Source organism: Pleurocapsa minor HA4230-MV1, assembly GCA_019359095.1.
Taxonomy (GTDB): Bacteria; Cyanobacteriota; Cyanobacteriia; order Cyanobacteriales; family Xenococcaceae; genus Waterburya; species Waterburya minor.
Genome location: JAHHHZ010000020.1, coordinates 1 through 24,864, shown reverse-complemented (window position 1 = coordinate 24,864; position 24,864 = coordinate 1). Strand labels below are relative to the sequence as shown.

Annotated in this window: 19 protein-coding genes; 12 read left to right on the top strand and 7 right to left on the bottom strand. The window is 40.0% G+C overall.

Annotated elements, in window-relative coordinates:
* Positions 1–3: 3 nt before the first annotated feature.
* A complete protein-coding gene (locus tag KME09_10845; protein ID MBW4534420.1) occupies positions 4–1,512 on the top strand; it encodes a hypothetical protein in 1,509 nt (502 codons plus the stop codon).
* 192 nt (positions 1,513–1,704) lie between these two features.
* Here the strand turns inward: KME09_10845 and KME09_10840 are convergent, their stop codons facing one another.
* The gene (locus tag KME09_10840) at positions 1,705–2,094 is read right to left on the bottom strand and encodes a beta/gamma crystallin family protein (protein ID MBW4534419.1); all 390 of its coding nucleotides are present in this window, start codon (positions 2,092–2,094) and stop codon (positions 1,705–1,707) included.
* A 380-nt stretch (positions 2,095–2,474) separates the two neighbouring features.
* A complete protein-coding gene (locus tag KME09_10835; protein MBW4534418.1) occupies positions 2,475–3,551 on the bottom strand; it encodes a glycosyl transferase in 1,077 nt (358 codons plus the stop codon).
* A 224-nt stretch (positions 3,552–3,775) separates the two neighbouring features.
* Here KME09_10835 and rpmI point away from each other — a divergent pair, with 224 nt between their 5' ends.
* The 7 genes from rpmI (at position 3,776) to KME09_10800 (ending at position 15,184) form a co-directional block, all read left to right on the top strand.
* Positions 3,776–3,979 (top strand): 50S ribosomal protein L35, encoded by a 204-nt coding sequence (gene rpmI / locus KME09_10830; GenBank protein MBW4534417.1) that lies wholly within the window; start codon positions 3,776–3,778, stop codon positions 3,977–3,979.
* Positions 3,980–4,024: 45 nt separating this feature from the next.
* Entirely contained in the window at positions 4,025–4,378 is a 354-nt protein-coding gene (gene rplT, locus KME09_10825) for a 50S ribosomal protein L20 (protein MBW4534416.1), read from the top strand.
* Positions 4,379–4,895: 517 nt separating this feature from the next.
* On the top strand, positions 4,896–5,684 hold the full coding sequence (locus KME09_10820; GenBank protein ID MBW4534415.1) for a transporter substrate-binding domain-containing protein: 789 nt from the start codon (positions 4,896–4,898) through the stop codon (positions 5,682–5,684).
* A gap of 260 nt (positions 5,685–5,944) precedes the next feature.
* Positions 5,945–13,609 carry an aminotransferase class I/II-fold pyridoxal phosphate-dependent enzyme gene (locus tag KME09_10815; protein MBW4534414.1) on the top strand — a complete coding sequence of 2,555 codons (7,665 nt, stop codon included), beginning with the start codon at positions 5,945–5,947 and terminating at the stop codon, positions 13,607–13,609.
* A 464-nt stretch (positions 13,610–14,073) separates the two neighbouring features.
* Positions 14,074–14,331 carry a hypothetical protein gene (locus tag KME09_10810; protein MBW4534413.1) on the top strand — a complete coding sequence of 86 codons (258 nt, stop codon included), beginning with the start codon at positions 14,074–14,076 and terminating at the stop codon, positions 14,329–14,331.
* Positions 14,332–14,508: 177 nt separating this feature from the next.
* On the top strand, positions 14,509–14,865 hold the full coding sequence (locus tag KME09_10805; protein MBW4534412.1) for a DUF29 domain-containing protein: 357 nt from the start codon (positions 14,509–14,511) through the stop codon (positions 14,863–14,865).
* Positions 14,866–14,929: 64 nt separating this feature from the next.
* Entirely contained in the window at positions 14,930–15,184 is a 255-nt protein-coding gene (locus tag KME09_10800; protein ID MBW4534411.1) for a hypothetical protein, read from the top strand.
* 140 nt (positions 15,185–15,324) lie between these two features.
* Here KME09_10800 and KME09_10795 read toward each other — a convergent pair whose 3' ends face one another.
* Positions 15,325–15,636, bottom strand: a complete 312-nt coding sequence (locus tag KME09_10795) for a hypothetical protein (GenBank protein MBW4534410.1) — start codon at positions 15,634–15,636, stop codon at positions 15,325–15,327.
* A gap of 276 nt (positions 15,637–15,912) precedes the next feature.
* Here KME09_10795 and KME09_10790 point away from each other — a divergent pair, with 276 nt between their 5' ends.
* The 3 genes from KME09_10790 (at position 15,913) to KME09_10780 (ending at position 18,989) form a co-directional block, all read left to right on the top strand.
* Positions 15,913–16,398, top strand: coding sequence for a sterol desaturase family protein (locus KME09_10790; GenBank protein MBW4534409.1), 486 nt, complete (start codon positions 15,913–15,915; stop codon positions 16,396–16,398).
* Positions 16,399–16,552: 154 nt separating this feature from the next.
* Positions 16,553–17,602, top strand: coding sequence for a metallo-mystery pair system four-Cys motif protein (locus KME09_10785; GenBank protein MBW4534408.1), 1,050 nt, complete (start codon positions 16,553–16,555; stop codon positions 17,600–17,602).
* A 208-nt stretch (positions 17,603–17,810) separates the two neighbouring features.
* A complete protein-coding gene (locus KME09_10780; protein MBW4534407.1) occupies positions 17,811–18,989 on the top strand; it encodes a di-heme enzyme in 1,179 nt (392 codons plus the stop codon).
* 162 nt (positions 18,990–19,151) lie between these two features.
* Here KME09_10780 and KME09_10775 read toward each other — a convergent pair whose 3' ends face one another.
* A complete protein-coding gene (locus KME09_10775; protein ID MBW4534406.1) occupies positions 19,152–19,928 on the bottom strand; it encodes a pentapeptide repeat-containing protein in 777 nt (258 codons plus the stop codon).
* 264 nt (positions 19,929–20,192) lie between these two features.
* Here KME09_10775 and KME09_10770 point away from each other — a divergent pair, with 264 nt between their 5' ends.
* Positions 20,193–22,241, top strand: coding sequence for a hydantoinase/oxoprolinase family protein (locus KME09_10770; protein ID MBW4534405.1), 2,049 nt, complete (start codon positions 20,193–20,195; stop codon positions 22,239–22,241).
* 25 nt (positions 22,242–22,266) lie between these two features.
* Here the strand turns inward: KME09_10770 and KME09_10765 are convergent, their stop codons facing one another.
* From KME09_10765 to KME09_10755, 3 genes are all read right to left on the bottom strand, one after another.
* Positions 22,267–22,920 (bottom strand): response regulator transcription factor, encoded by a 654-nt coding sequence (locus KME09_10765; protein ID MBW4534404.1) that lies wholly within the window; start codon positions 22,918–22,920, stop codon positions 22,267–22,269.
* A gap of 77 nt (positions 22,921–22,997) precedes the next feature.
* Entirely contained in the window at positions 22,998–23,546 is a 549-nt protein-coding gene (locus KME09_10760; GenBank protein MBW4534403.1) for a GNAT family N-acetyltransferase, read from the bottom strand.
* Positions 23,547–23,575: 29 nt separating this feature from the next.
* The gene (locus KME09_10755; GenBank protein ID MBW4534402.1) at positions 23,576–24,679 is read right to left on the bottom strand and encodes a HAMP domain-containing histidine kinase; all 1,104 of its coding nucleotides are present in this window, start codon (positions 24,677–24,679) and stop codon (positions 23,576–23,578) included.
* Between the last annotated feature and the right edge of the window lie 185 nt (positions 24,680–24,864).

Here is a 24,864-nt window from a genome sequence, read left to right as displayed (position 1 = left end):
TGAATGAAGTCAATAGTTGGTAAGATCCTGAACGATCGCTATCGTATTGTTCAGCAGATCACTCAAAACGACTGGAGTACATCATATCTTGCGGAGGATTTAGCGCCAAGCAATCCAAAGCAATGCCAAATTGAGCAACTGCAACCACAATACGAGCAGGAAATTTTAGGCACACAATCTTGGCAAAAAGTCCTGCAAACATTTGTGGCGCATGGTGATGTTTTGATGAAGGTGAGTCAGCACCCGCAGATTCCCCAACTCTTGGCTTTTTTTGAATGCGATCGCGAATTTTATTTGGTTCGGGAATATATTCAGGGGATAACTTTAGCGCAAAAGCTCAATGATGCATTAATCAATGAGGCAGAGGCTTTAAGCTGGCTACGGGAAATTTTAGGAGTTTTGGAGTCTATTCATCAGTTGGGCGTGGCTCATCTGAATATTCAGCCTTCAAGCTTAATCGAGCATGTAGATGGTCAAAAATTTCTGACCAATTTCGCAGCGATCAAAAATGTTATTTTATTTGAGCATAAAAACTCAAAACAAGTACTTAATCCAGATTTCTCTCCTCAAACTCAGCCAGCAAAATCAGATTTTAGTTCAGATATTCATGCCTTGGGCAAAACAATTATTTATGCCCTGACTGGTATCTTGTCAGAATCTATTCAAGCAAAATCAAATCTAGTAATTTCTCACAATCTAACTAACTTAAATCCTTCTCCCAAGGCAAATATTAGACCTGAGTTAGCTAGGATACTAAATAAAATGGTGGGCAAGACTTCTGGTGATTACTATCAATCGGCAACGGAAGTCTTAAATGAACTAGATTTTAAGCAAAATGTAGTTACTTTTCCCCCACCTTTTGCTGATGGCTTTCGTTTGCCTCAAAAATCATCATCAATTAAATCTACAGGCAAAACTCGAAAACGAATAAGTCCGCCTAAATCAGTTCGGGGAATAATTTGGTTTTTACTCTCCTTACCTTTTATTGTCGCTTCAGTAATTATTTTTGTTGGTCTAAATAAAAATTCTGAGGAAAACTTGGTCGAGTATACAAATTATATTAATAGTGACTATCAATTTTCCCTTGACTATCCTCAAACTTGGTCTGAGCGACAAATAGACGATCCCATTACAGGAGAAGTGGTTGTTTTTACCTCTCCCAAAGAAACAGAAGCCGATTTATTTGCGGAAAAAGTTTATCTTGCAGTGGAGTACTTGTCTTCTGAACCAACTAATCTAGAACGATATAGTCAGACTGTTTTGAATCGCCTTAATCAGACTGAAAATGGCAAGAGAAAACTGTACCAAGATTTTAAAACTACTATTGATAACTCTCCTGCTCGAACCGTGATTTACTCTCGCCAACAGGGATCTTTACAGTTGCAGCAGATGGAATCTTTTATGATTAAAAATAATCAGGTTTATATTGCTATTTATATTGCCGAAAAAGAAAAATTTGCCGAATTTTATCCGACGGTAGAGAAGATGATTGATTCTTGGGAAATAGAGTGATGATTACTAATTACTGATTACTGATTACTAATTAGAGAGCGATCGCACCAGATCGCACTATGAATAGTAAACAAAGCTACTTCCTATCCCGCCTGAAGAATATTTATGCTGTTACTCCCCAAAACTAGAGATTGAACTATTTGATAATGGGTAATCTTAGACTGGGAAGGAAGTAAAATAGCTAGAATGTGTCTATGCGAAATCGACGGATACCGAGGAAACAATATCATTCATCCCAGAATCCAGGTTGCCTTCGCCTGGGCCTAATTGGACAAGACCTCTACCACTTGCGTCCTGGTCACTCCACAAACTAAATGTACCAGATTCAATTCTATATGATGATACTTCATTGCCGAGAGAACGAATAATATCGCCAGCTAAAATATTGTCAGTTAAATTAATTATCTCACCACTCCTCCCGATCTCTATAGTATCACTAACCCCCTGAAAATTTGCATCCTCATATAGTGTTATTTTAGCGCCACCCTGAATGGCAGCAGCCTGTTCACAAGTAAGCTCTTGTAAATCTATAGCCAAGTTAATCTTGTTTATACCTATTCCGTGGTTATTGATTTTGGACATTATTTTTCTCCTTGATTTGAGATATTGTTGTTTGAACTGAAGGTTAAGCTTATTTGCCTTCCTTCTGTTTTTAGAATAGAGTTTTAACCAAGAATAAACATCTGACAAAAGTTTCGATTCCTAGCTCAACGAAAGATATAAGTCCTCTCAAACTTTAGTCTTGGGTTAAGTTATTGATGCCAGATAAAACTGCTAGACTTACTGTTCACTATGGGGCTAAAACTTGGTTAAAAGTATTAGCTGTAATTAATACAATTTAGTTGTTTAATTAAAATATATGCTCTATGCGGATTAATCGCTTATTGTCATCAACCTAAAAAACCTAGCTTTCGTCTTGATTGGCTTTTACCTCAATCTGCTTAACCCGAACTCAGGTTATGCTAGGAAAAATAAGCAGAAATTTCTTGAGCGATCGCTGTTGCGCCATCTTTTGATAAACGTTCGGTTTTACGCGGGGCAAGCAGGGGTTGATGGAGAAAGTCCCAGTTACCTGTAAAGAATTCATCGGTAGTAATAATCTGGTGTTGAGCGTAATCTTGAATGCTGTTAAGTAATACAGGTGCTTCGGCAAATCCTTCACGAGTTAGTGAAACAATCGGCGTATCGCAACATAGAGCCTCAGAAAAAGTACTGTAGCCTGGTTTAGAGACTACTCTGCCACAGAAGGGCATAAAGTCTAAAGGGCGTAGAGTTTGATCTGTAACTTTCAAAAGATTGGGCAAATCGGGTGCTTTGGGATCAAAAGTAATAAATTGCCAGTCGGCAAAATGCGCTAAATTTTCGTAGGGAATTGACTGCAAACCTAAGCCCCCAAAAGTCAGCAAAATCGTCTTGGCTAAAGGTGTGGTTAAGTTAAACCGCTGAAGCAATTCGTCGTGATTAAATTGGGGTTTACTCCCTGTTAAGCCTACATTCGTGTGGTGAGGAAAGGCGCTCATCGGCTCGGCTAAAGGCAAACGAAATAGGCGATCGCTCTTACGATAATAGTTTTCCATCCAGGTGACGATTTCTGCAAAATCTGATCCCCAATCACGATAAATAAAGTCCCAGCCAAAATTACTCATCATCCAGCAAGGAATACCCGCAGCACGAGCAATGGGTGCAGCTAAAGCAGGAATATCTGCCAAAATCAAGCCGATCTTATGCTCCTGGATATATTGAGCTTCTTCAGCAATAATCTGTTCTTGCTGGCTCATGATCTCTCGCATTTTACTCAAGGTAGCCTGTCGATCCATAATCAGACTGTCTTTTTGAATTACGCCCACATCAAAAACTCGCTGGCGGTAAACAAAGTTCCCTTTGATATAAGACTTGAGCAACCATTCTGGTGCAACAGTAACTAAATTTAAAGCAATATCAGGGCGCAACTGCTGTAGTTTTTCTGCCACCGTCGCTGCTCGTACAGCATGACCAAAGCCATGACTAGTTACCGCAATGTAGATAGTGAATTGAGCCATAAGACACTTTAATGATGACTATCCCAGCCATTAAAGCATAATTTGACGTTAGGTAGGATAGGGAGATGGGGAGATAGGGAGATAGGGAGATAGGGAGATAGGGAAACACTTTGTTTTGATGATCTTTTTGAGTAGAGACTGTTCTGAGCAAAATAATCAGTGATTGCTGGAGATCTAGGTAAAACAAGGTACAATTATAAATTGTGTTTAATTATCTGTAGCTCATGCCTAAGCTAAAAACCAAAAAGTCTGCTGCCAAGCGTTTTCGCATTACTGGTAGCGGCAAGAAAATCATGCGTCGCAAGGCGTTCAAAAATCATTTGTTAGAGCGTAAAAGCAAAGAGCGTACTCGCCGTCGCCTATCTAATATGGCAGTAGTACATGAGACTGATGAAAAAGCAATTCGCACGATGATGCCTTACAGCTAAATTTAGTTGCTAATGTTCACTGAATAAGATCCATAAATATTAACTATGAGTAGAGTCAAACGGGGTAACGTCGCCCGCAAACGTCGTAAAAAAATTCTTAAGCTGGCTAAAGGCTTCCGTGGTTCTCATTCCAAACTATTTCGTACTGCTAACCAGCAGGTGATGAAAGCATTGCGTAATGCTTATCGCGATCGCCGTAAACGTAAACGCGATTTTCGTCGTCTTTGGATTACCCGTATTAATGCAGCAGCCAGAATGAATGGTTTGAGCTATAGCAAGTTGACTCACCAGCTTAAGCAAGCGGAAGTGGGTTTAAATCGTAAAATGCTCGCACAACTAGCAATGGTAGATCCTGAAGCCTTTACTAAAGTAGTGGAAGTAGCTCAATCAGCGAATTAAACCGCGAAACGGTTAGCTATTAGCTCTTAGCTCTTAGCTTTTAGCTTATTAATTAGTAGATTTAGACTATTAATTGATTCAAACTCTTCATCTTTTCGAGATAGAAGAGGGGATTTGAACCCGTTTAGCTAATAGCTTTTGTTAAATTCAAAGTTTAATTGAATGGCGATTAATTTTGCAGAGACTCGGTTTTAATGATGAAGCCGAGTTTCGCGCTTTTAATTTACCGATAACGCAGAGGTGATTATGATGCAGAAAGTAGCAATTTTAATCGCTACTTGTGTTTGTGGAGAGTGTGCCAAAGATATTTAAAGTATCCTGGCAAAAACAGACCAGATATGGCAGCTAACTGTCCCGAAAGATTAAATAGAGATTTTATTTAATACGTCTGGAATTTCCCTCGGATACATCGTTCAAAGATTATCGCTAAATTAGCGCAGTATCAGCATAAACAAATTATTCTTCAAAATCCTCATCAGGTGCTAGATTTGCTTGAGGGAATAAACCTGACAGCATAATGAAACATCGGCTTTTAAATTTAATTACAGCGATATCTTCAACTAGCTTGGCGATCGCTTTCCTCACGATTACGCCACAGTCAATTGCTGCAAGGGAATGGTCAGAAATTGTATCCCAGGGAGAGTTAAAAGTCGCGGTCAAAAATAATCTGCGTCCTTTAGGTTTTACCAATAAGAGTGGTAATTTAGTTGGTTTAGAAATTGATATTGCTCGTAAGTTAGCGACAGAATTGTTAGGCGATCCAACAGCGATCGCATTTTTACCAGTTAAGAATCAAGCACGATTACAGGTAATTTTAACCAACGAAGTAGATCTGGCGATCGCTAGAGTGGTGGTGACGACTCCGAGGAGTAGGATTGTTGATTTTAGTCCTTATTATTATTTAGACGGGACAGGTATAGTTACTAAAAATCAGCAGATTAAAAATGTAGATAGTGTCGCCCTCAGAAGAATTGCAGTGCTTAATAATTCTGCTACTATTGCCGTAATTCAGAATCGACTACCTAATGCTACTTTAGTTGGGGTAGATTCTTATGCAGCAGCCTTAGAATTAATGGAAACTAATCAGGTTGATGCTTTTGCTGGCGATCGCTCCATACTTACTGGTTTAACTCAAGAATATCCTGACTATCAACTACTACCAGAAAGGTTATCTGGTGCTGCATTAGCGGTAGTAATGCCTAAAGGGTTGCAGTATCAAGAATTACGGACTAAAGTCAATCGGGCGATCGCCAACTGGAAAAAGTCGGGCTGGCTGCAAGAAAGGATTGAGTATTGGGGATTATGATTACTGATTACTAATTACTAATTACTAATTACTAATTAGGTAGGCAAAATAATTGATCAAACCCCTACCTTTAGAGCTATTTGTCCTAAAGGATACCGCTCCGCATATTACTCGTTACTCGTTACTCGTTACTCCCTAACCTCATTTCCAATTTAATTACACCCACCTACTTAACATGTCCCCTTGTGGTATTACTAAAACTTAGAGATATGCTAATCTACACGACAGTTAATTAGTTTTCAATCCCACTACTGTCAACCATGCAACTAGAACCCATCGCAATTATTGGTCTTGGCTGTCGTTTTCCAGGCGCAGAGAATCCCCAGGCTTTTTGGTCAATGCTCCGAGATGGCAAAACTGGGATAGTTGAAGTCCCTAAATCTAGGTGGGATGTGGATGCATATTACGATGCGGATCAAAGTAAGCCAGGGAAGGCTAATACTCGCTGGGGTGGTTTCCTGGAGGATATAGATCGTTTTGATCCGCAATTTTTTGGGATCGCCCCCAAAGAAGCAGTGACAATGGATCCGCAACAACGTCTTTTGTTAGAAGTTGCTTGGTCAACTTTAGAAGATGCAGGTCAAATTCCTGAAAATCTTAAGGGTAGTAAAACGGGAGTATTTATTGGGATTGGGACTCATGATTATTCGATCATGATGTGGCAACAGCCTGTGAGTGAACCCTACGCGACAACGGGTACGGGCAATTGTATTGCAGCTAATCGTATTTCCTATAGCTTCGATTTTAAAGGGCCTAGTTTAGCGGTGGATACTGCTTGTTCTTCTTCCTTGGTAGCGGTTCATTTAGCTTGTCAAAGTATCTGGACAGGAGAATCGGAGTTAGCTTTAGCAGGGGGAGTAAATATGCTGCTGTTGCCAACAATTATGGTGGGCTTTAGCAAAGGCGGATTTATGTCTAGTGAGGGGCGTTGTCAGAGCTTTGATGCGAATGCGGATGGCTATGTTAGAGGAGAGGGGGCTGGTTTAGTACTATTAAAACCTCTGTCCCAGGCTGAAGCAGATGGGGATGATATTTATGGCGTAATTTTGAGTAGTGCTGTGAATCAGGATGGTTTGAGTAACGGTTTGGCAGCACCAAATCCCCAGGCACAGGAAGCTGTATTAAGAGAAGCTTATCAAAGAGTGGGGCTAGATCCTGCTCAGGTAGATTATGTCGAGGCGCACGGTACGGGGACAAAAGTTGGCGATCCGATTGAGGCTAATGCTTTGGGGGCAGTTTTAGGTCAAAAGCGATCGCCTGAAAATAAGTGCTTAATTGGTTCGGTTAAAACTAATATTGGTCATACTGAAACCGCAGCAGGTATTGCAGGAATTATTAAGGTAGCGTTGGCGCTTAAGCATAAGCAGATTCCTCCTAGCTTAAATTTTCACACACCAAATCCCGCGATCGCTTTTGCCGATCTTAAGTTACAGGTAGTAACAGAATTGACTCCTTGGTCATCCGACAAGCCATTAATTGCGGGAGTGAATTCCTTTGGCTTTGGGGGGACGAATGCGCATATTGTCATGGGAGGGGTTGAGGATAGGGAGTTGGGGAAATGCCCTAAAGGACTCCTAAAGGATACCGCTTCGCATATAGCTTCGCGTCGGGGAGATGGGGGAGATAGGGAGATAGGGAGAGCAAATCTTTTGACTTTATCGGCTAAAAGTAAATCTGCTCTACAGGAATTGGCGCAAAGTTATCTTAGTTTTATTCCAGATTGCGATCGCTCTTTGGCAGATATTTGTGCTGCGACTCAACAACGGCGAAGTCATTTTAATCAGCGTTTAACCTGTATTGCTAAATCCTCAGAGGAGTTACAGCAGCAGTTGACAGCTTTTGTGACTAACCAAGAAATGACGGGATTAAGATTTAGCACTGTTAGTAATCAAACTAAGCAAATTTGTTGGCTGTTTACTGGACAAGGTTCGCAATATGTGGGTATGGGTGAGCAGCTTTATCATACTCAGTTTATTTTTAAGCAGACAATAGACCGTTGTGCAGCTATTTTGGAATCGTATTTAGATCGACCTTTATTAGGGATAATTTTCTCTTTATCAGATACGTCTTGTTGCGATCCTCAACCAGCAATTAACCGCACTGTATATACTCAACCTGCAATTTTTGCCGTGGAATATGCCCTGGCGCAATTGTGGCTAGCTTGGGGTATTCAACCCGATTATGTGGCGGGACACAGTATTGGGGAATATGTTGCTGCCTGTATTGCAGGTGTTTTTAGTTTGGAGGATGGTTTAAAGCTAGTTGCTAATCGAGGCAGGCTAATGGAGCAATTACCCTCATCAGGAGGGATGCTAGCTGTGTTTAGTAGCCAGGCGAAAATTGCCGAATTAATTGCTAGCTACGATCGAGAAGTAAATATTGCTGCGATTAATCATCAGCAAAATACCGTGATTGCGGGAAATATTAACACTTTAGCTGTAATTGAAAATAAGCTGGCTCAACTGGATATTCGTAGCACTCTGTTGGAAGTTTCTCACGCCTTTCATTCGCCTTTGATGAAGCCGATACTGGGAGATTTTGGCAAAGTAGCGGAATCTGTTACCTATCATCTGCCTCAAATTCCTTTAGTTTCCAATGTTACGGCACAGCTAGCGGACGAATCAATTACTACTTCCGATTACTGGATTGAGCATATTATTCAACCAGTTAACTTTGCTGATGGCTTTGAGTTTTTATTGCAGCAAAAAATCGATATTTTTCTCGAAATTGGCGCGAAGCCAATTCTTAGTAGTATTGGTGCAACTATTTCCGCCACAGCAGATTATGCGCCGATTTTCCTACCGAGTTTATCTAATAAGCAACCTGATGAACAGGTAATCTTCAATAGCCTCGCCCAGTTATATCATCAGGGAATAGTAATTAATTGGCGGAAATTCAATCAGGTTAATGTTCAGGGAATTAAGCTGCCTCCTTATCCTTGGCAACGTCAACGTTATTGGTGGGATCGGGCTAAGTTTTGGACAAAACAAGATGCTCATCAGCAGCAATTACATCCCCTGTTGGGCAACCCTCTAACTTTAGCGGGAACGTCAAAAATACGCTGGATCGGACAAATTAATGCTCATACTCCTGAATATCTGGCAGATCATCGTTTAGAAAGTGAAATTGTCTTTCCCGCGACGGCATATTTAGAGATGGCTTTAGCAGCAGGGAAATATATTTATGCAGATAGCATACAACTAACGGAATTTATCATTCATCAGCCTTTAATTTTGAATGACAAATCTACTCAGCTTCAGACGGTATTATCTTCTGTCGCCGATTCAGCTTATCAGGTACAAATTTTTAGCTGTGAGTTAAACAGTGATGTATTTATACTTCATAGCGAAGTAGCAGTCAGTATTCCAGCAGCAGAATTAACTAAAAACTTAAACTTGCCCCAGTTGCAATCGAAGTTACAGCTACGAGAAGCAGAAATTGCTGATTACTATCAGTCATTAAGTAAGCAAGGATTAAATTACGGCGTTAGTTTCCAGGGTATCAAACAGATTTGGCAAGGGGAACAAGAAGTTTTAGGTTATGTTGAATTACCAGATAATTTGAGTGATCGAGCTAGTGACTATCAAATTCATCCTGCTTTACTAGATGCCTGCTTACAGCTAATTGGGATTGTCGAATCCGACTCAGGAGTATACTTACCCGTTGGCATTGAATCTCTCAGTCTGGCTAAAGCTAATGTTGATCGAGTTTGGACTCATGTAACCATTAAACCTAGAGACAATCAGCAAATTCTGCAAGCAGATCTAGTTTTGACAGATGATTTAGGTCAAGTAATCGCCGAAATTAACAACTTATCTCTCCAATATCTTAGCTGGCGATCGCTTCAAAAACTGCTCAAGATCCCAACCGTAGCCGAAAATGATTCTACGAACTGGCTATATGAAATAAATTGGTCACATAAGAGTTTAATCCACAGTGAATCAGCAAAAACGGTAGATAATGACTACTGGCTCATCTTTGCTTTAGATAACGAACTATCTCAAGCTTTAACTCAGCAATTGGCTGGTATTTCAGTAATTTTTGGCGATCGCTTTAACCAAGTTGAAGCAAACTTATATACGATTAATCCTTATCAGCCAGAAGATTGGCAGAGTTTATGGCAAGCTATTGATTATCAGCCTAGTAATAATTTAAGAATTGCTTATTTTTCTAATCAGAAAGATCCCTTAAGCAATCGCAATTTTGCCGAAATTTTTTATTTAATGCAGTCTGTAACAGAGGCACGGCTTAATCTGACGCAGTTAACGATCATTACCGAGCAAACTCAATTCAAAGCGGTTAATAATTTAGCAGGAGGAGTTTGGGGCTTAGGACGTACAATTGGGCAAGAATATCCTCAGTTGCACTGTAATTTGCTTGATTTTGACAGTTTACAGCTAGAAAATATGCCCTCTCTCTTATCAGAATTACTCGCCTCAGATGGTGAAACTCAAGTAGCGTATCATCATCAACAAAGATATGTCGCCAGACTAACTCCTCAAGACAATACTTTAAATAATCCTTTTCGTTTGCAACTGTCGGCATATGGCACATTAGATAATCTAACTCTAGTACCCATGCAGCGCAAATCCCCTCAACAGGGAGAAATTGAGATTGCAGTAGCTGCTAGTGGCGTTAACTTTCGGGATGTTTTAAACGCCTTGGGAGTACTAAAAGAATATCTCCAGGCAATGGGATTTACTGACTCCACAGAAGTACCCTTTGGGGGAGAATGTGTCGGTACTGTAGTGGAAATCGGCAAAGGGGTAACTAATTTCCAGGTAGGAGATGAAGTAATTGCTGCTCAAGCAGTGGGTAGTTTAAGTAGTCATGTAATCGTCAAGGCTCAATTTGCGATCGCTAAACCCAAAAATCTCACCTATACCGAAGCTGCAACCATCCCCACCACCTTTTTAACGGCATACTACGGATTACATCATCTAGCTAAAATTAAACCTGGAGATAAGATTCTAATTCACGCGGCTGCGGGTGGTGTCGGACAAGCTGCGGTGCAAATCGCTCAACAGATAGGTGCAGAGGTTTACGCTACGGCTTCTGTGGGTAAATGGGACTTTCTTAAGGCTTCAGGGATTAAATATGTGATGAATTCCCGTAATCTGGATTTTGCTGAAGAAGTAATGCAGTTAACGGGTGGTAAGGGAGTAGATCTGATCCTCAATAGTCTTAACGGAGATTTTATTCCCCAGAATTTAGCGATTCTAGCGTCTAATGGTCGATTTGTGGAAATTGGCAAGGTAGGCATCTGGAATCAATCACAGGTGGCTGAACAACGAGCCGATATTAGTTATTTTCCTTTCGATTTATTAGAGGTTTCTCGTCAAGATCCAGATTTAATTAACCGTATGTTTGCTGAACTAAGACAGCAATTTGTAGACGGTAAACTACAGCCTTTACCCCACCAGGTTTTTCCCATCCAGCAAGCCGATGATGCCTTTCGCTATATGGCACAAGCTAAACACATCGGCAAGGTTGTAATATCATTGCCTGCTAGTAATCAGGTAGTTAAAACCGACGGCAGCTATCTAATCACAGGCGGTATGGGTGCATTGGGGTTACAGGTGGCAAATTGGTTAGCAGAGGAAGGCGCAAAGCATTTAATCCTTTTAGGTAGAAGTCAGCCTAAAAGATCTGCACAACAAGAGATCGAGCAGCTAAAGCAACAGGGTATTACTGTAGATCTGATCCAGATCGATCTTAGCGATTGTGAAGCCGTAACTAATCTGTTTGAAAATTTTAATTCGACTCAAACTAAAATCAAAGGCATAATTCACGCAGCAGGAATAGTCGATGACGGTCTATTAAAAACCCTATCCTGGTCACGTTTCCAGCGAGTTTTACAGCCCAAAGTTGCAGGCACTTGGAATCTCCATCAAGCCAGCGAAAAACTGACCCTAGACTGGTTTGTCTGCTTCTCTTCCGTTGTCTCCGCCTTTGGTGCAGTAGGACAAAGTAATTACGCCACCGCCAACGCCTTTATGGATAACCTCATGAGTTACCGCCGTAACCAAGGTTTACCAGGATTAAGTATCAACTGGAGTATCTGGGATGAAGTAGGTATGGCAAGCCGTTTAACTCCCGAACAACAGCAAAGATTGAGCCAACAGGGTTTAATTGCGATCGCACCACCACAAGGATTAAAAGTACTTAAACAATTATTGCAGCAACAGGCAACCCAAACCATTGTCTTTCCCGTAGACTGGGCAACTTTTTTAAATCAACAGCCTGCTAATCCTTTCTTTGCCAGAGTACAGCCACAAGCAAAAATTAAAATCAAAACCGCTACTTCATCTTTTCTGCAACAGTTAGCTCAAACCAACCCCAGTCAACAGCATCATGTTTTACAATCCCACCTCCGCGAACAAATAGCCAAGGTGTTAGGCTTTGCCGATCCTGAAGATGTCGATCCACAGGAAAAGTTTGCCGATTTAGGTATGGACTCGCTGATGGCGGTAGAGTTTAAAAATAATCTCCAGGCTAGCTTTGGTAATGCTATTTCCTTGACGGCTGCTTTTGACTATCCCAACGTCGAATTACTAACAGCATATATTGCTCAAGAATTATTAGACGGAAATGTTTTAGCAACTACTTTAACAACTATCGATCGCTCCCCGCAGCAGGTGACAACTAAAATTCCTACTGTCAAGAAACCCCAAACTGTCGTCAAATCTTCTGCTACAGCAACAACTCGCAAGCAAATCGAGATTAAACCCGAATACAGCCAATTCAAACTAACCCCAGAATATCTCAATCTTAAACAAGATCTCCAGCGGGTAGAAAAACTGGGTAACCCTTTCTTTAGTCTGCATCAAGGCATTGCTCAAGACACAATTCAAATTAACGAACGCCAACTAATTAACTACTCCAGCTACAATTATCTCGGTATGTCGGGAGATCCCACAGTAATCGCTGCCACCCAACAAGCGATCGCCGAATATGGAACTTCAGTATCCGCCAGTCGAGTATTATCTGGAGAACGTCCGATCCATCTGGAATTAGAACAGGAAATAGCTGATTTGATTGGCACAGAGGCAGCTATCGTTTATGTAGGTGGTCATGCTACCAACGTTAGCACTATTGGTCATCTCTTCGGCAAACAGGATCTAATCATCTGTGATACTCTGTGTCACAACAGTATTAAAGAAGGCTGTAATCTAGCTGGAGCAACGATCGTTGATTTCCCTCACAATGACACTCAGGCTTTAGCAGAAATCTTAAACCGAGAAAGAACAAAATATCAGAAGGTATTAATTGCGATCGAGGGTATTTATAGCACTGATGGCGATCTTGCTCCCTTATCCGAAATAGTTGCTTTAAAACAGCATTATCAAACCTTCCTCCTAGTTGATGAAGCTCATTCAATCGGCGTACTGGGTTTATCTGGCGGGGGAATTAGAGAACACTATCATCTGCTAGCAACGGATGTTGATTTGTGGATGGGAACTTTAAGTAAATCCTTTGCAAGCTGTGGTGGCTATATTGCGGGAAGCAGTGAACTGATCGAATATCTTAAATATACCTCCCCTGGTTTTGTCTTTAGCGTGGGCATGTCTCCTGCCAATACCGCAGCCGCCTTAGCAGCGATTAAATTACTCAAGTCTGAACCAGAAAGAGCGATTAAACTTCAAAGTAGAGCCAAATTTTGCCTCAATTTAGCAAAAAGCAAAGGCTTTAATACAGGCTACAGTAAAGACTCTCCCGTAATTCCAATTATCGTCGGCGAACCCCATAAAGCAGTACGTTTGTCGCAACTCTTAAATCAAGCAGGAATCAACGTTAACCCGATGGTATATCCCTCTGTACCTTACGATGCTGCTCGGTTACGCTTTTTTATCACCTGTCTTCATACTGAGGCTCAAATTCAACAGACAATCGAGGCTTTAGAGGAAATAGGAAATAGGAAGTAGGAAGTAGGAAGTAGGAAGTAGGAAGAAAATTATTGCTCTAGGTTTTTAATTCTTCAATTTTCTCCACAGCGATCTAAGTAATTACGAATTTAAAACTAAATGCGGTTTTTTTTGCTATTAATTTTTATTTCTTTTCAAACCGCGAAAACCTTATGTACGTGATTATACAGACGTTTTGCTTAAAGATTTTTTCACTAAAAAGCAAAAATTTACGTATTTTTACTGGGCATTTGCAGTTTTTGCGGTTATAAAGTTCTTATGAAGTTTAGATAAAGGATTTATGAAGCTAGAGAAAAAAACTCGCATAGAAGCAGGCGATCGCTAAGTATTTATAGCTAGAAAACTTTTATTAAAGCGATCGCCGAACACGGAATACGTTGATTGAAGAACAAATCGCAATATCTACCTTATTACCTACTCGCTCTCTGATATAGAGACTAATTATTATGGATTCATTAATAGACATGCTTAATATCTCAATTGCTGACGCGAAAGAAATTGGACAAGAATTTGATTATGACTTTACCAGCAATTTTTCTGATGGTGAATCAGATGGGGAAAATAACTTTGAACCGATCGCTTACCAATGGTTCAACTCAGACTACCGCAAGGGATATTTGAGCGGGATAGCTAAGAGAATTGGGATGAAGGATGTATCGATTTATAACGTCGAGATGAACCAGGTTTTTTTGTCTAGTTGTGTGGCGATTGGCAAAGCTTAACAGTTGGTATTCTTTGAGCGATGAGGTTGACTGTAGGGAACAAATTGCTTCCTACAGTACTCCTGATCCGATCGCTTTACGATTACAAGGCTCAAGCTTAACTCACTATAGTTTTTGAGCAATTTCTATTGATTAGGTTAGAGAAGTAAAATTTGCAAAGTCAAACGAGACAATCTTATGAACTTGGATCATTTATTAATTCTCCTGAGTGAAATTGATATTGATGATATTGGTCAACAAGAAAAGCAATCGCTAGAAAGTTATTTAAAAAGATTGCTTGAGAATATCTTTAGATTACAGTACTGGGAATTAGAACAAGGTCGCAATTATAAGTATTGGCAGACTATGGTATCTAATTCTCGCAATGATATCAAAAAATTAATTCAATGCAGTCCTTGCCTCAGAAAATATCTGGAACAAGTATATCCAAAACTCTATCAAGATGCTGTCAGCTTATGTCAAATAGAGTTTTACATACCGAGAAATATGTCAATTGAGCTAGAACAAATTTTAGACAATAATTATTTTGGCTAATCAATCAAATAGCTCTTTAAAGTTTTTTATTATTCTAAATTAACCAGTGTGGAGGCAAAATACTGTGACAAACTGTGATGACAATGAACTATTCTGCGATTTAATTATTGATGCTATTGATAATTTAGAGCAGGTGATACGAGCTAGGGAATTAATTAATATTCTTTGGGATATTAACCTTAAAAGTAGTAAAACTGAGCAAGATTGGAACAGAGTTGAAATTTTACTGGAATCTTATGAAAAAACAAGAGACGAATTTTTGGAGGCTGCTATAGGCAGTTTAAAAGAATTAGTAGAAATTATGGCAGCTTCAGCCTAGTCGCACTGAAATTCAAGGTCATAACTTGATAACTCGTCATAATTTTTCCTATTTACGGCGAGTTTTAACACGATTAATGCGAATTAGAACAAGATGAGTAAAAGACGGCAGATGAAAGTTACCAAGCTAATCATCTGTAGTTAATTTGTGCTTAGAAATGATTCAGATATCAACTCTTTTACCTGCATCCAAATGGTTGCGTCTTTATGGCACACCATGTCTGATTGACAGTAATCTGAATTGTTGCGAGTTAGCCAATGAGTCGCCTGATTGTTACAGCCTTCCATCGTACACCTACCTTTTCTAGGGTTGGCGTGGGTATGTCTTTTATCTAATTCTCGGATTTGGATAATCTCTTCTAGCCCAAAAGATAGATTTACTCTTGGTTGATTTAGAACTTTGCTGCTTTCTTTTTTGTATAATGCGATCGCCAGTTGAGGTTTGGTGAACATATATTTTTTTCTCTATATCGCTACCATTCTAATGCAAATATAAAGAAAATATAAAGAAAAAATCTGTTTATTGATGCTGTAAGTATTTCCCTGAATTGATTTGCAGGGAGGTTGCACTTAATATTTTAAGTTTAAATCTCGCGCCAAGACGTTTATCCCGCTTAGTTTGAGCGCGAGATTCGGCGAATTCATTTCGCCTTGAATAATCGCGCTGTTGGGGCAAAGACGCAAAGGGGTTAAATTTAATTTAGTGCATTGTTATAAAGAATTGGTATTATGATCTTGATTATTGCGTTTGTGTTGGCGTTTATTTTCGCCAGTTTTGTTGAATATTGGCTGCATCGCATGATGCATATCTTCCCGCACTTTGGACGAGATATTGTGCCTCACTACGAACACCATCGAGAAAATACGGCTAACGGCGTGCTACAGGAGTTTAGAGATTATGCAATGGTAGTTCCTTTAAGTATGTTGGCTTTCTTTATTTCTCTTCCCGTTGGCATCAGCTGTGTGGTTGGAAGTGTTGTGTACGCTGCTTTTTCAGCTTATGCTCATCAGTTACAACATGAGAATCCGACTAAATGCGTTTGGATGAAGATGCCAGTTCATTATGTTCATCATAAATACAATCAATGGGAACATAACTTTGGCTTGGGGGTAGATTGGTGGGATCGCTTATTTGGTACTTATCAAGCAGTGGAATGGCTCACCGAATCAGAGTTAGAACAATCCTCTAAAGGATATTGGCAGATTAAATGGTAGCAGAGTTTGAGCAATAGGCGATCGCTGTTAAAAAACTAAGTTCTACAGCCTGTCTTTGGACAATGGTAATGTTTTTTACCTAGAATTAAAGACTGTCTATAAGCGCCTTAGCTTAAAAAACTACTAAATTACTAAATATTTATTCTGTTCATTAATGTTATTTGCATTTAATCAAAAAACTTGCTTACTCGCCACAGCGATCGCCTTTGGTGCTTATAATGCTACTCACGCTCAAGCGGATACCAAAGAGATCGCGATTAACTTTGCTGCTTATGTGGGAGAAGAGGAATTTGTCTGTGGTAAAAGCTATCAAGGAGTGGGTACAGAAAAATCAACTATCACCCCTACAGATTTCCGTTTTTATGTATCTAACGTTGCTTTAATCGATCGAGAGGGGAATGCTGTTCCTTTAAAACTGCAACAAGATGGTAAATGGCAATATCAAAATACGGCTTTGTTAGATTTTGAAGACGGAAAGAGTGCTTGTGATAATGGTACAGCAGAAATAAACACCACTGTCGTAGGGACAGTACCTCAAGGGGATTATCAAAGTCTTCAGTTTACCTTGGGAGTGCCACAAAATTTAAACCATGACGATGCAGCGATCGCGCCGTCTCCTTTGAATCTCACTTCGATGTGGTGGAATTGGCAGGGTGGCTATAAATTCTTGCGCGTAGATTTAACCACAGAAAATGCCATGGCTAATACTAGTCACAGTCAAAGTGGACAAAGCAATCTTCAGGTAAATGAACAGAGTACCCACCAAAATAGTAGTAAAGCAGGTATTTTCCCACATGGACAGAGTACCCACAGTCAAGCTCATAGTACTACTCAATCCACCCATCAGAGTAGCCACGGTGAACATAGCTCTGCTCATAGCTCAGAAGCTATTAATAGTAATGCCTACTTAATTCACCTGGGTAGTACAGGCTGTTCTGATTCAGCTCAAAGCAATTTGTTTACCTGTGCTAACCCCAATCGTACTCAGGTTGTCTTAGAAGATTTCAATCCAGAAGATAATGTGGTGATTGCTGACTTAGGTGAATTATTAGCTCAAAGCAACTTAACGAGCAATCAAGCCAATACTCCTAATGGCTGTATGTCTTCTCCTGAAGATAGCGATTGTATGCCAATTATGCAAAATCTAAATTTATCTTCCAGTAATACAGGAGAGTCAGCGCAATATTTCTTTTTTGTAGAATAGATGGTTGGTGGAAAATTTAAAGTAAGGTGTTGTAGATTTTACTAGTTCGTAGTTATTCAGTACTGTTATAGCCATACGTAAAAACGTTAGGACATTGTTGAAATACTACTTCCTATTTCCTATTTCCTATTTCCTATTTCCTACTTCCTATTTCCTATTTCCGAGCCGATTACGATCAATGTTCTCATCTAACTTTGTACGGCTATATATGGGCGATCGCATTCTCCACTTGTTACTAGCTTTTGTCTTGTCTATCTGTTTGTCAATAGGTTTAAGCAAGGCGATGGCGACGGATGGACATTTAACTGCTTCAGCTTCAAGCGAATATAACTGGAATTTACCAGAATGGACACCAAAACCAGTAGTCCCCGAAAATAATCCGATGACTGCTGAAAAAGTCGAATTAGGTAGACATCTATTTTACGAACCTCGTTTATCAATTACGGGAAAGTATTCCTGTGCATCATGTCATAAGCAGTCTCTAGCTTTTACTGATGGTAAGCAGGTAGCCCTAGGTTCGACTAACGAATCTCATACTCGCAACTCTATGGGATTAGGCAATGTCGCCTATAACTCTGTGTTGACTTGGGCAAATCCCTTAATCACTAGCTTAGAAAATCAGGCATTAATTCCCATCTTTGGAGAACATCCAATTGAAATGGGCATGGTGGGTCAAGAACAGCAGATGATTCAGTGGCTGCAAAATGATCCCAACTATCGCCAAATGTTTAACCAGGCTTTTACTGATGAGCAACCAGTCAATGTAGATAACTTGACTAAAGCGATCGCTAGTTTTCAGAGAAGTCTCGTATCCTTTCGTTCTCCTTACGATCGCTATCGTTATCAAGGGGAAACAAACGCCATCTCTGCTGCTGCCAAACGGGGAGAAAGGCTCTTTAATAGCGAACGGACAGAATGTTTTCACTGTCATAGTGGGATTAATTTCAGTGATTCAGCCAAACACGAAAATATGGCATTTACCCAAATAGCATTTCACAACACGGGTTTATACAATATTGACGGTAATGGTAGTTATCCACCGCAGAACATCGGTATCAAAGAAATTACTCAAGAACCCAAAGATATGGGACGGTTTAAAGCCCCTAGCTTAAGGAATATTGCCCTGACAGCACCCTATATGCATGATGGTAGCGTGGCGACTTTATCAGAGGCGATCGCTCATTATCAAGCAGGTGGTAGGACAATTACTCAAGGAGAATGGGCTGGAGTTGGTAGCACAAGTCCCTATAAAAGTGGTTTTATTAAAGGGTTTACCATTACCCCAGCCGAAACTGCTGATTTAATTGCCTTTTTACAAAGTCTCACCGATGAAGATTTTATTACCAATCCTGCTTACAGCGATCCTAATCTACCTACCGTAAAATGATCTAAATCTTACTGCGCTTTTTAGTTCAGTAGAATATATGAGTTGAACTTTCAAGAGCTAAAAGCTAAAAGCTAAAAGCTAAGAGCTAAGAGCTAAAAGCTAAAAGCTAAGAGCTAAGAGCTAAAAGCTAGCTAATCAACAGCGCAGTCTATTTAATTAAATTTATAGTAAAAACTGCAACAGCAAAGAACCAACACTACCCATGAACTTGCCTATTTGTCCATGTCCTCCTTCCTTTTTAGCTACATTATTCTCAGCTTCTTGAACTAGATTCATATTTTGCTGGAAATTACTCGCGGTTTGCAAACCTAATTCATGTTTTTGTTTTTTAAACAGAGCGATCGCTGTTTGAGTGTTTTTCTGGGCTGCTGCTCGATAATCAAAATTATATTGAATGATTGCTAAACCTAAGTAAGCTGGAGCTAATTCAGGATCTAGTTTAATCGCTTTTTGATAATTAGCGATCGCACCTTGATAGTTGCCACTTTCAGCTTCTCGAACACCCCAACGATGGAACTGCTCGGCAGAAGCAGCCGTGGCAGCCAAACCTTTGATCCCATCTACATGAGCTGAATCAAGATCTACCCCCGCTAAGTTAGCACGATCTACATAGGCATTTCTTAAATCTGTACCTGTTAAATTAGCACCCGCTAAATTAGCACCCGTTAGATTAGCACCATACAATGATGCTCCTGAAAGATCCACTCCTTGAAGATTTGCACCCTTAAGATTAGCCTGGCTCAAGTTAGCTTCTGCCAAATTAGCTCCAGCTAAATCTGAACCCATTAAATCTGCCTGTACTAATCCAGCATTACTCAAATCGCATTGAGAACATTTTTTACTACCTAAAAGTTGGTTTAAATCACTCAAATTTTCCGCCTGAGCAGGCATAGCAATAGTAGTTAACAGAACAATTACAGCAAATAGTTGCGGTTTCATAGATTTTAAAATATTTAAAATAGAGTAAAGATTTCGCTATTTTAGCCTCTGCCAATTGAATCGGCTTTGTTGGAGAATAAATATAAGTTTTTCAAGTTTAAAGTTCTACTTTATGCTGAGTAAAGTAGAGAAAATACAAAAATAGTAATACAAATTAATCTCCCCTATTTCCCTATTTCCCTATTTCCCTATTTCCCCAACTCCCCAACTCCCCAACTCCCCAACTTCCCTATCTGTAGCCAACATTAAAACATTTCATACATCATGACTCTTGGGCAATGGCAATTTTATATAGATCGCGGGGGGACATTTACCGATATCGTGGCAAAAACTCCACAAGGTCAGATTATTGTCCATAAACTGCTCTCGGAGAACCCAGAACAATATCAGGATGCGCCGATTCAAGGAATTAGAACGATGATGGGCATTGCCTCTGATGAACCGATTCCCACAGAGCAAATCGAAGTAGTCAAAATGGGGACGACAGTAGCGACTAATGCCTTACTGGAACGAAAAGGCGATCGCCTAGTATTATTAATTACTAAGGGTTTTAAAGATGCCCTACGTATTGGCTATCAAAATCGCCCCGATATCTTTGCCCGTGAAATCATTCTCCCCAGTATGCTGTATGAATCCGTGCTGGAAATTGATGCTCGATATGATGCTCAGGGTAATGAATTAAAGCCTGTAGATACTCAACAGGTTAGACAAGATCTACAGGCTGTATATGAAACAGGAATTGACTGCTGTGCGATCGTTTTGATGCATGGTTATCGCTATCCAAACCATGAACTTCAAGTAGCCGAGATTGCTGAAGAAATTGGCTTTACTCAGATCTCCATCTCTCATCAAGTTAGCCCGTTAATGAAACTGGTAAGTCGAGGAGATACCACTGTCGTTGATGCTTATCTAACACCGATTTTACGTCGTTATATTGACCGCATTACCGATCGGCTACCCGATACTCAATTGATGTTTATGAAATCCGATGGTGGTTTAGTCTCTGCTAACGATTTTCAAGGTAAAGATAGCATTCTCAGTGGCCCAGCAGGGGGTATTGTCGGAGCAGTCCAAACTAGTCAGCGAGCAGGTTTTAAGCGTATTGTCACCTTCGACATGGGGGGAACAAGTACGGATGTAGCCCACTATGCAGGAGAATACGAACGAAAATTAGATTCAGAGATTGCTGGGGCGCGAATGCGAGTTCCTGTACTAGCTATTCATACTATCGCAGCGGGAGGTGGCTCAATTCTGGCTTTTGATGGTGCAAGCTACCGTGTTGGCCCCGAATCAGGTGGTTCAAACCCTGGCCCTGCCTGCTATCGCCGTGGCGGAGCGTTAACTATCACCGATGCTAATGTCATGTTGGGTAAGATTCAGCCTCAATACTTTCCTGCTGTCTTTGGTCAAGATGCCAATCAGCCTTTAGATCGAGAAATCGTGCTGCAAAAATTTACCGAACTCACAGCAACAATTAATACTGCTACGGGTAATAATCTTACACCCGAACAGGTTGCTTCTGGCTTTATGGCGATCGCTGTAGCTAACATGGCAAATGCGATTAAAAAGATTAGTCTACAACGGGGTTATGATGTCACCCGCTATGTCCTTTGCTGCTTTGGAGGTGCGGGGGCGCAGGTAGCCTGTTTAGTTGCAGATAACTTGGGCATGAGTAAAATCTTGATTCATCCCTATGCAGGGGTACTTTCTGCCTATGGTATTGGTTTGGCAGATATCAGTACTACTAAAGTAGAGTCGGTAGAAATGATCCTCAAGCCTGAAATTATGCCACAGCTAGAGTCTTTGTTTGCCTCCTCGATCGATACAGATATAACTCCCGATACGACAGTAATTAAAAAAGTAAACCTGAAATATCTAGGAACTGATTCAACTTTAACAATTAACTTTAATAGCCATCTTGCAGTCATGGAGCAAGATTTTGCCACCGAACATCAAACTCGCTACGGTTTTATTCAACCAGGTAAGGAATTAGTAATTGAATCGGCTTCTGTAGAATTAGTTCAAGCAATGGATACACCTGAAGAAGCAATTATCACCCGTACTCGCCCATTGACTGAATCACCGACAGCCATCGAATCAGTTCCCCTGTTTGCTGCTGATAGTTGGCATGATGCCAAGATCTATCGCCGTGAAGATTTACAACCAGAAGACTGTATCAAAGGTGCAGCAATTATTGTCGAACAGATCGGCACCATTATCATTGAACCCCATTGGCAGGCTACAGTAAGCGATCGCAATTATTTAATTTTAGAAACTATTTTGAGAAAGCAGCATAACAGCATCAAACACTAGGGCATCAGTTCTACAAATTGAAGAATTATTCTGCTTGAGTTACTAAGTTTTGTTGAATTGCCATAATAGCAGCAGAAGTGCGATCGCGTACTTCTAATTTTTGCAAGATCGCATGGACGTGAACTCTAACTGTACCGATAGTAATATGTAGTTGTTGAGCAATTTGATTATTGCTTTTTCCTGCTGCAATTAAAGCTAAAATTTCTGTTTCTCTACTAGTCAAAGGATTGTTTTCTTTAGCCTCTTGAACTGGCGTAGGTTTAAACGCAGAGCGAATTTCTGCGGTTGTGGCTGCATCCCACCAAGAAGCACCCGTAGCAACCGAACGTAAGGCTAAAATCAAGGTTTCGGCTTCGATTCCTTTGAGACAGTAGCCTGAAGCACCTGCTGCAATTAATTGTTCAATTAGTTGTTTTTTGAAATGGGAAGTTAAAACTAAAACGGGAATCTGAGGATGTAATTGTTTAATTTGACGACAAGCTTCTACACCGCCTATTCCTGGTAAGCCAACATCGAGTAAAACTACATCAGGTAAATATTGATTGGTTAATTCAACCGCCATTTCTCCATCGTTCGCTTCTGCTAAAATTTCTATTCCTTTTTCCTGTTGTAATCTAACTACAAGTCCGAGGCGAAATAGTTCGTCATCTTCTACTAGCAAAACGCGGAGATTATTCATGGAAAAGTCAAAAATTAAAAATTAAAAGTTAAAAAACATAGCTAATTATTTCACTTACAAATAGTCCTTAGAGAATTTTAATAAAATATTTTTTCCCACCATTCTTTTTTAAGTTGCCATTCAGTTTGACTCCATCCTCTCGCCAGCATCCAATCTGGACTAGAATGCTTACCAATTGGGATAAATCCATAACGCTGCGCTAAACGTGCCACACGCATATTAGCACTGATGGTAACACCTCGAATCTCTTGTAAACCCAGATTTCTAAATCCAAACTCAATCACAGCTTGCCCAACTTCAATCGCATATGCGTAACGACTCCAAAACTGAGGAGCTAATTCAATCCCAAATTCTGCTATGGTCGAATTATAATCTTTAAGGCGCAAACCACAACAGCCAATTAACTCTGAAGTTTGACGGCTAGCGATCGCCAGTTGATAGTTGCGACGAGGCTGTTCAATTGCCCATTGGTGAAACAAGATTAGAAGTTCCCGTGTATAGCTAGGCGTTAATTTCTCTGGCGCACAGAATTCAGCGGATCGTGGATCGGCACGATATGCGAAAAATAAAGGTTCATCTTCTTGAATAAAGTCTCGTAAAAGAAATCTTTTGGTTACAATTTCCAATAATTAACCACTCCACGTTCAGAAATTTATTATTCGGAAATAGCTGGTAAACGAAAACAAAACATAGCACCTTGAGGTAAATGGTTTTCTGCCCAAATTGTACCTTTATGGGCATTAATAATTTGTCTAGCTAAATATAATCCTAAACCAGAACCAGTCGAAGCACGAGCAGAAAAACTAGCTGGTTGTGTATCGCTTCCTCCTTGATAAAAACGTTCAAATAGATAAGGCAATTCTGTTGTGGTAATTCCTCTACCTCCATCAATAACCTTGATCATATGAAACTTACCATCGCTAACTAATTGCACTTCTACTTTGCCATTACGAGGTGAATGATTAATGCCATTAATGATTAAATTATTAAAAACTCGTTGGAGTTGCAAAGCATCACCATTAACCATAAAACGAGAACGAAAATTGGACTCGCCGTAAGTCAAAACAAGGTAAACTTGACGAGCTGTAGCTAGATCGATCAGATTACTAATTACTAGTGATGCGATCGCACTTAAGTCTACAGCTTCGTTTTTGAGTTGAATTCCTTCTGTATCGTTACGATAAACATCCAGTAAAGTCTGCACTAATTCTAAGCTGGAGCGGTGGGAATTGCTCATCATGGTTAAAACTTTGGCTTGGGTGGGGGTAATTGCGCCAAATTGACCATTTTCAAAGGCTTTAATAGTTTCAATCGCTCCCAATAAGGGAGTTTTAAGATCGTGAGTTAAAGTAGAAACAAAATCTTCTCGTAAAATAGCTAATTGTTTTTGAGTGCGTAGTTGAGCTTGGGAACGATTAACAGCTTCTTCATAATCACGATTGCGAATACTTAACCAACCTGTTACCGCTAAAGCTATTACTGTGATTAATCTATTAGCAATAGTAGCAGGACTGTGGGGTTCAAAGTTAGGAAAAAATAAGTTAAAGATTGTTAAAGCGATCGCAGCTAAAGTAATCTGCCAAATATTTTTTTTTCCTAAACCATAATTAGCCAGCAAAATAGTACCCGTATACAAATAACCAAAAACATACTCTGGTGGTGTACTATACTCCAAAAAAATTACGAGCGCGAAAGTAAGAATAATTAGCCAAGCTAGGGGATGAAAGCGATTGATAAATTTTGAATACTTATTTTTCATCGCGATTTTAATAACAGGCGATCTCTATTTAGACCTTAATAATTACTTTTGATCACCATATCCCTCTTATGTCACTCTCCGAGAATTAAAATAAAAGAATCAAAACTATAAGTAGCTAAAAGCCAGATAGAGCAATGGATGTAGAATTACAAATTCTCAAACATTTAAAGAGAGATGCTCAACCA

Bases quoted from the DNA above. Each gene is read 5' to 3' on its own strand.
- KME09_10845 (MBW4534420.1), top strand. From the start codon at position 4: ATGAAGTCAATAGTTGGTAAGATCCTGAACGATCGCTATCGTATTGTT.
- KME09_10840 (MBW4534419.1), bottom strand. From the start codon at position 2,094: ATGTCCAAAATCAATAACCACGGAATAGGTATAAACAAGATTAACTTG.
- KME09_10835 (MBW4534418.1), bottom strand. From the start codon at position 3,551: ATGGCTCAATTCACTATCTACATTGCGGTAACTAGTCATGGCTTTGGT.
- rpmI (MBW4534417.1), top strand. From the start codon at position 3,776: ATGCCTAAGCTAAAAACCAAAAAGTCTGCTGCCAAGCGTTTTCGCATT.
- rplT (MBW4534416.1), top strand. From the start codon at position 4,025: ATGAGTAGAGTCAAACGGGGTAACGTCGCCCGCAAACGTCGTAAAAAA.
- KME09_10820 (MBW4534415.1), top strand. From the start codon at position 4,896: ATGAAACATCGGCTTTTAAATTTAATTACAGCGATATCTTCAACTAGC.
- KME09_10815 (MBW4534414.1), top strand. From the start codon at position 5,945: ATGCAACTAGAACCCATCGCAATTATTGGTCTTGGCTGTCGTTTTCCA.
- KME09_10810 (MBW4534413.1), top strand. From the start codon at position 14,074: ATGCTTAATATCTCAATTGCTGACGCGAAAGAAATTGGACAAGAATTT.
- KME09_10805 (MBW4534412.1), top strand. From the start codon at position 14,509: ATGAACTTGGATCATTTATTAATTCTCCTGAGTGAAATTGATATTGAT.
- KME09_10795 (MBW4534410.1), bottom strand. From the start codon at position 15,636: ATGTTCACCAAACCTCAACTGGCGATCGCATTATACAAAAAAGAAAGC.
- KME09_10790 (MBW4534409.1), top strand. From the start codon at position 15,913: ATGATCTTGATTATTGCGTTTGTGTTGGCGTTTATTTTCGCCAGTTTT.
- KME09_10785 (MBW4534408.1), top strand. From the start codon at position 16,553: ATGTTATTTGCATTTAATCAAAAAACTTGCTTACTCGCCACAGCGATC.
- KME09_10780 (MBW4534407.1), top strand. From the start codon at position 17,811: ATGGGCGATCGCATTCTCCACTTGTTACTAGCTTTTGTCTTGTCTATC.
- KME09_10775 (MBW4534406.1), bottom strand. From the start codon at position 19,928: ATGAAACCGCAACTATTTGCTGTAATTGTTCTGTTAACTACTATTGCT.
- KME09_10770 (MBW4534405.1), top strand. From the start codon at position 20,193: ATGACTCTTGGGCAATGGCAATTTTATATAGATCGCGGGGGGACATTT.
- KME09_10765 (MBW4534404.1), bottom strand. From the start codon at position 22,920: ATGAATAATCTCCGCGTTTTGCTAGTAGAAGATGACGAACTATTTCGC.
- KME09_10755 (MBW4534402.1), bottom strand. From the start codon at position 24,679: ATGAAAAATAAGTATTCAAAATTTATCAATCGCTTTCATCCCCTAGCT.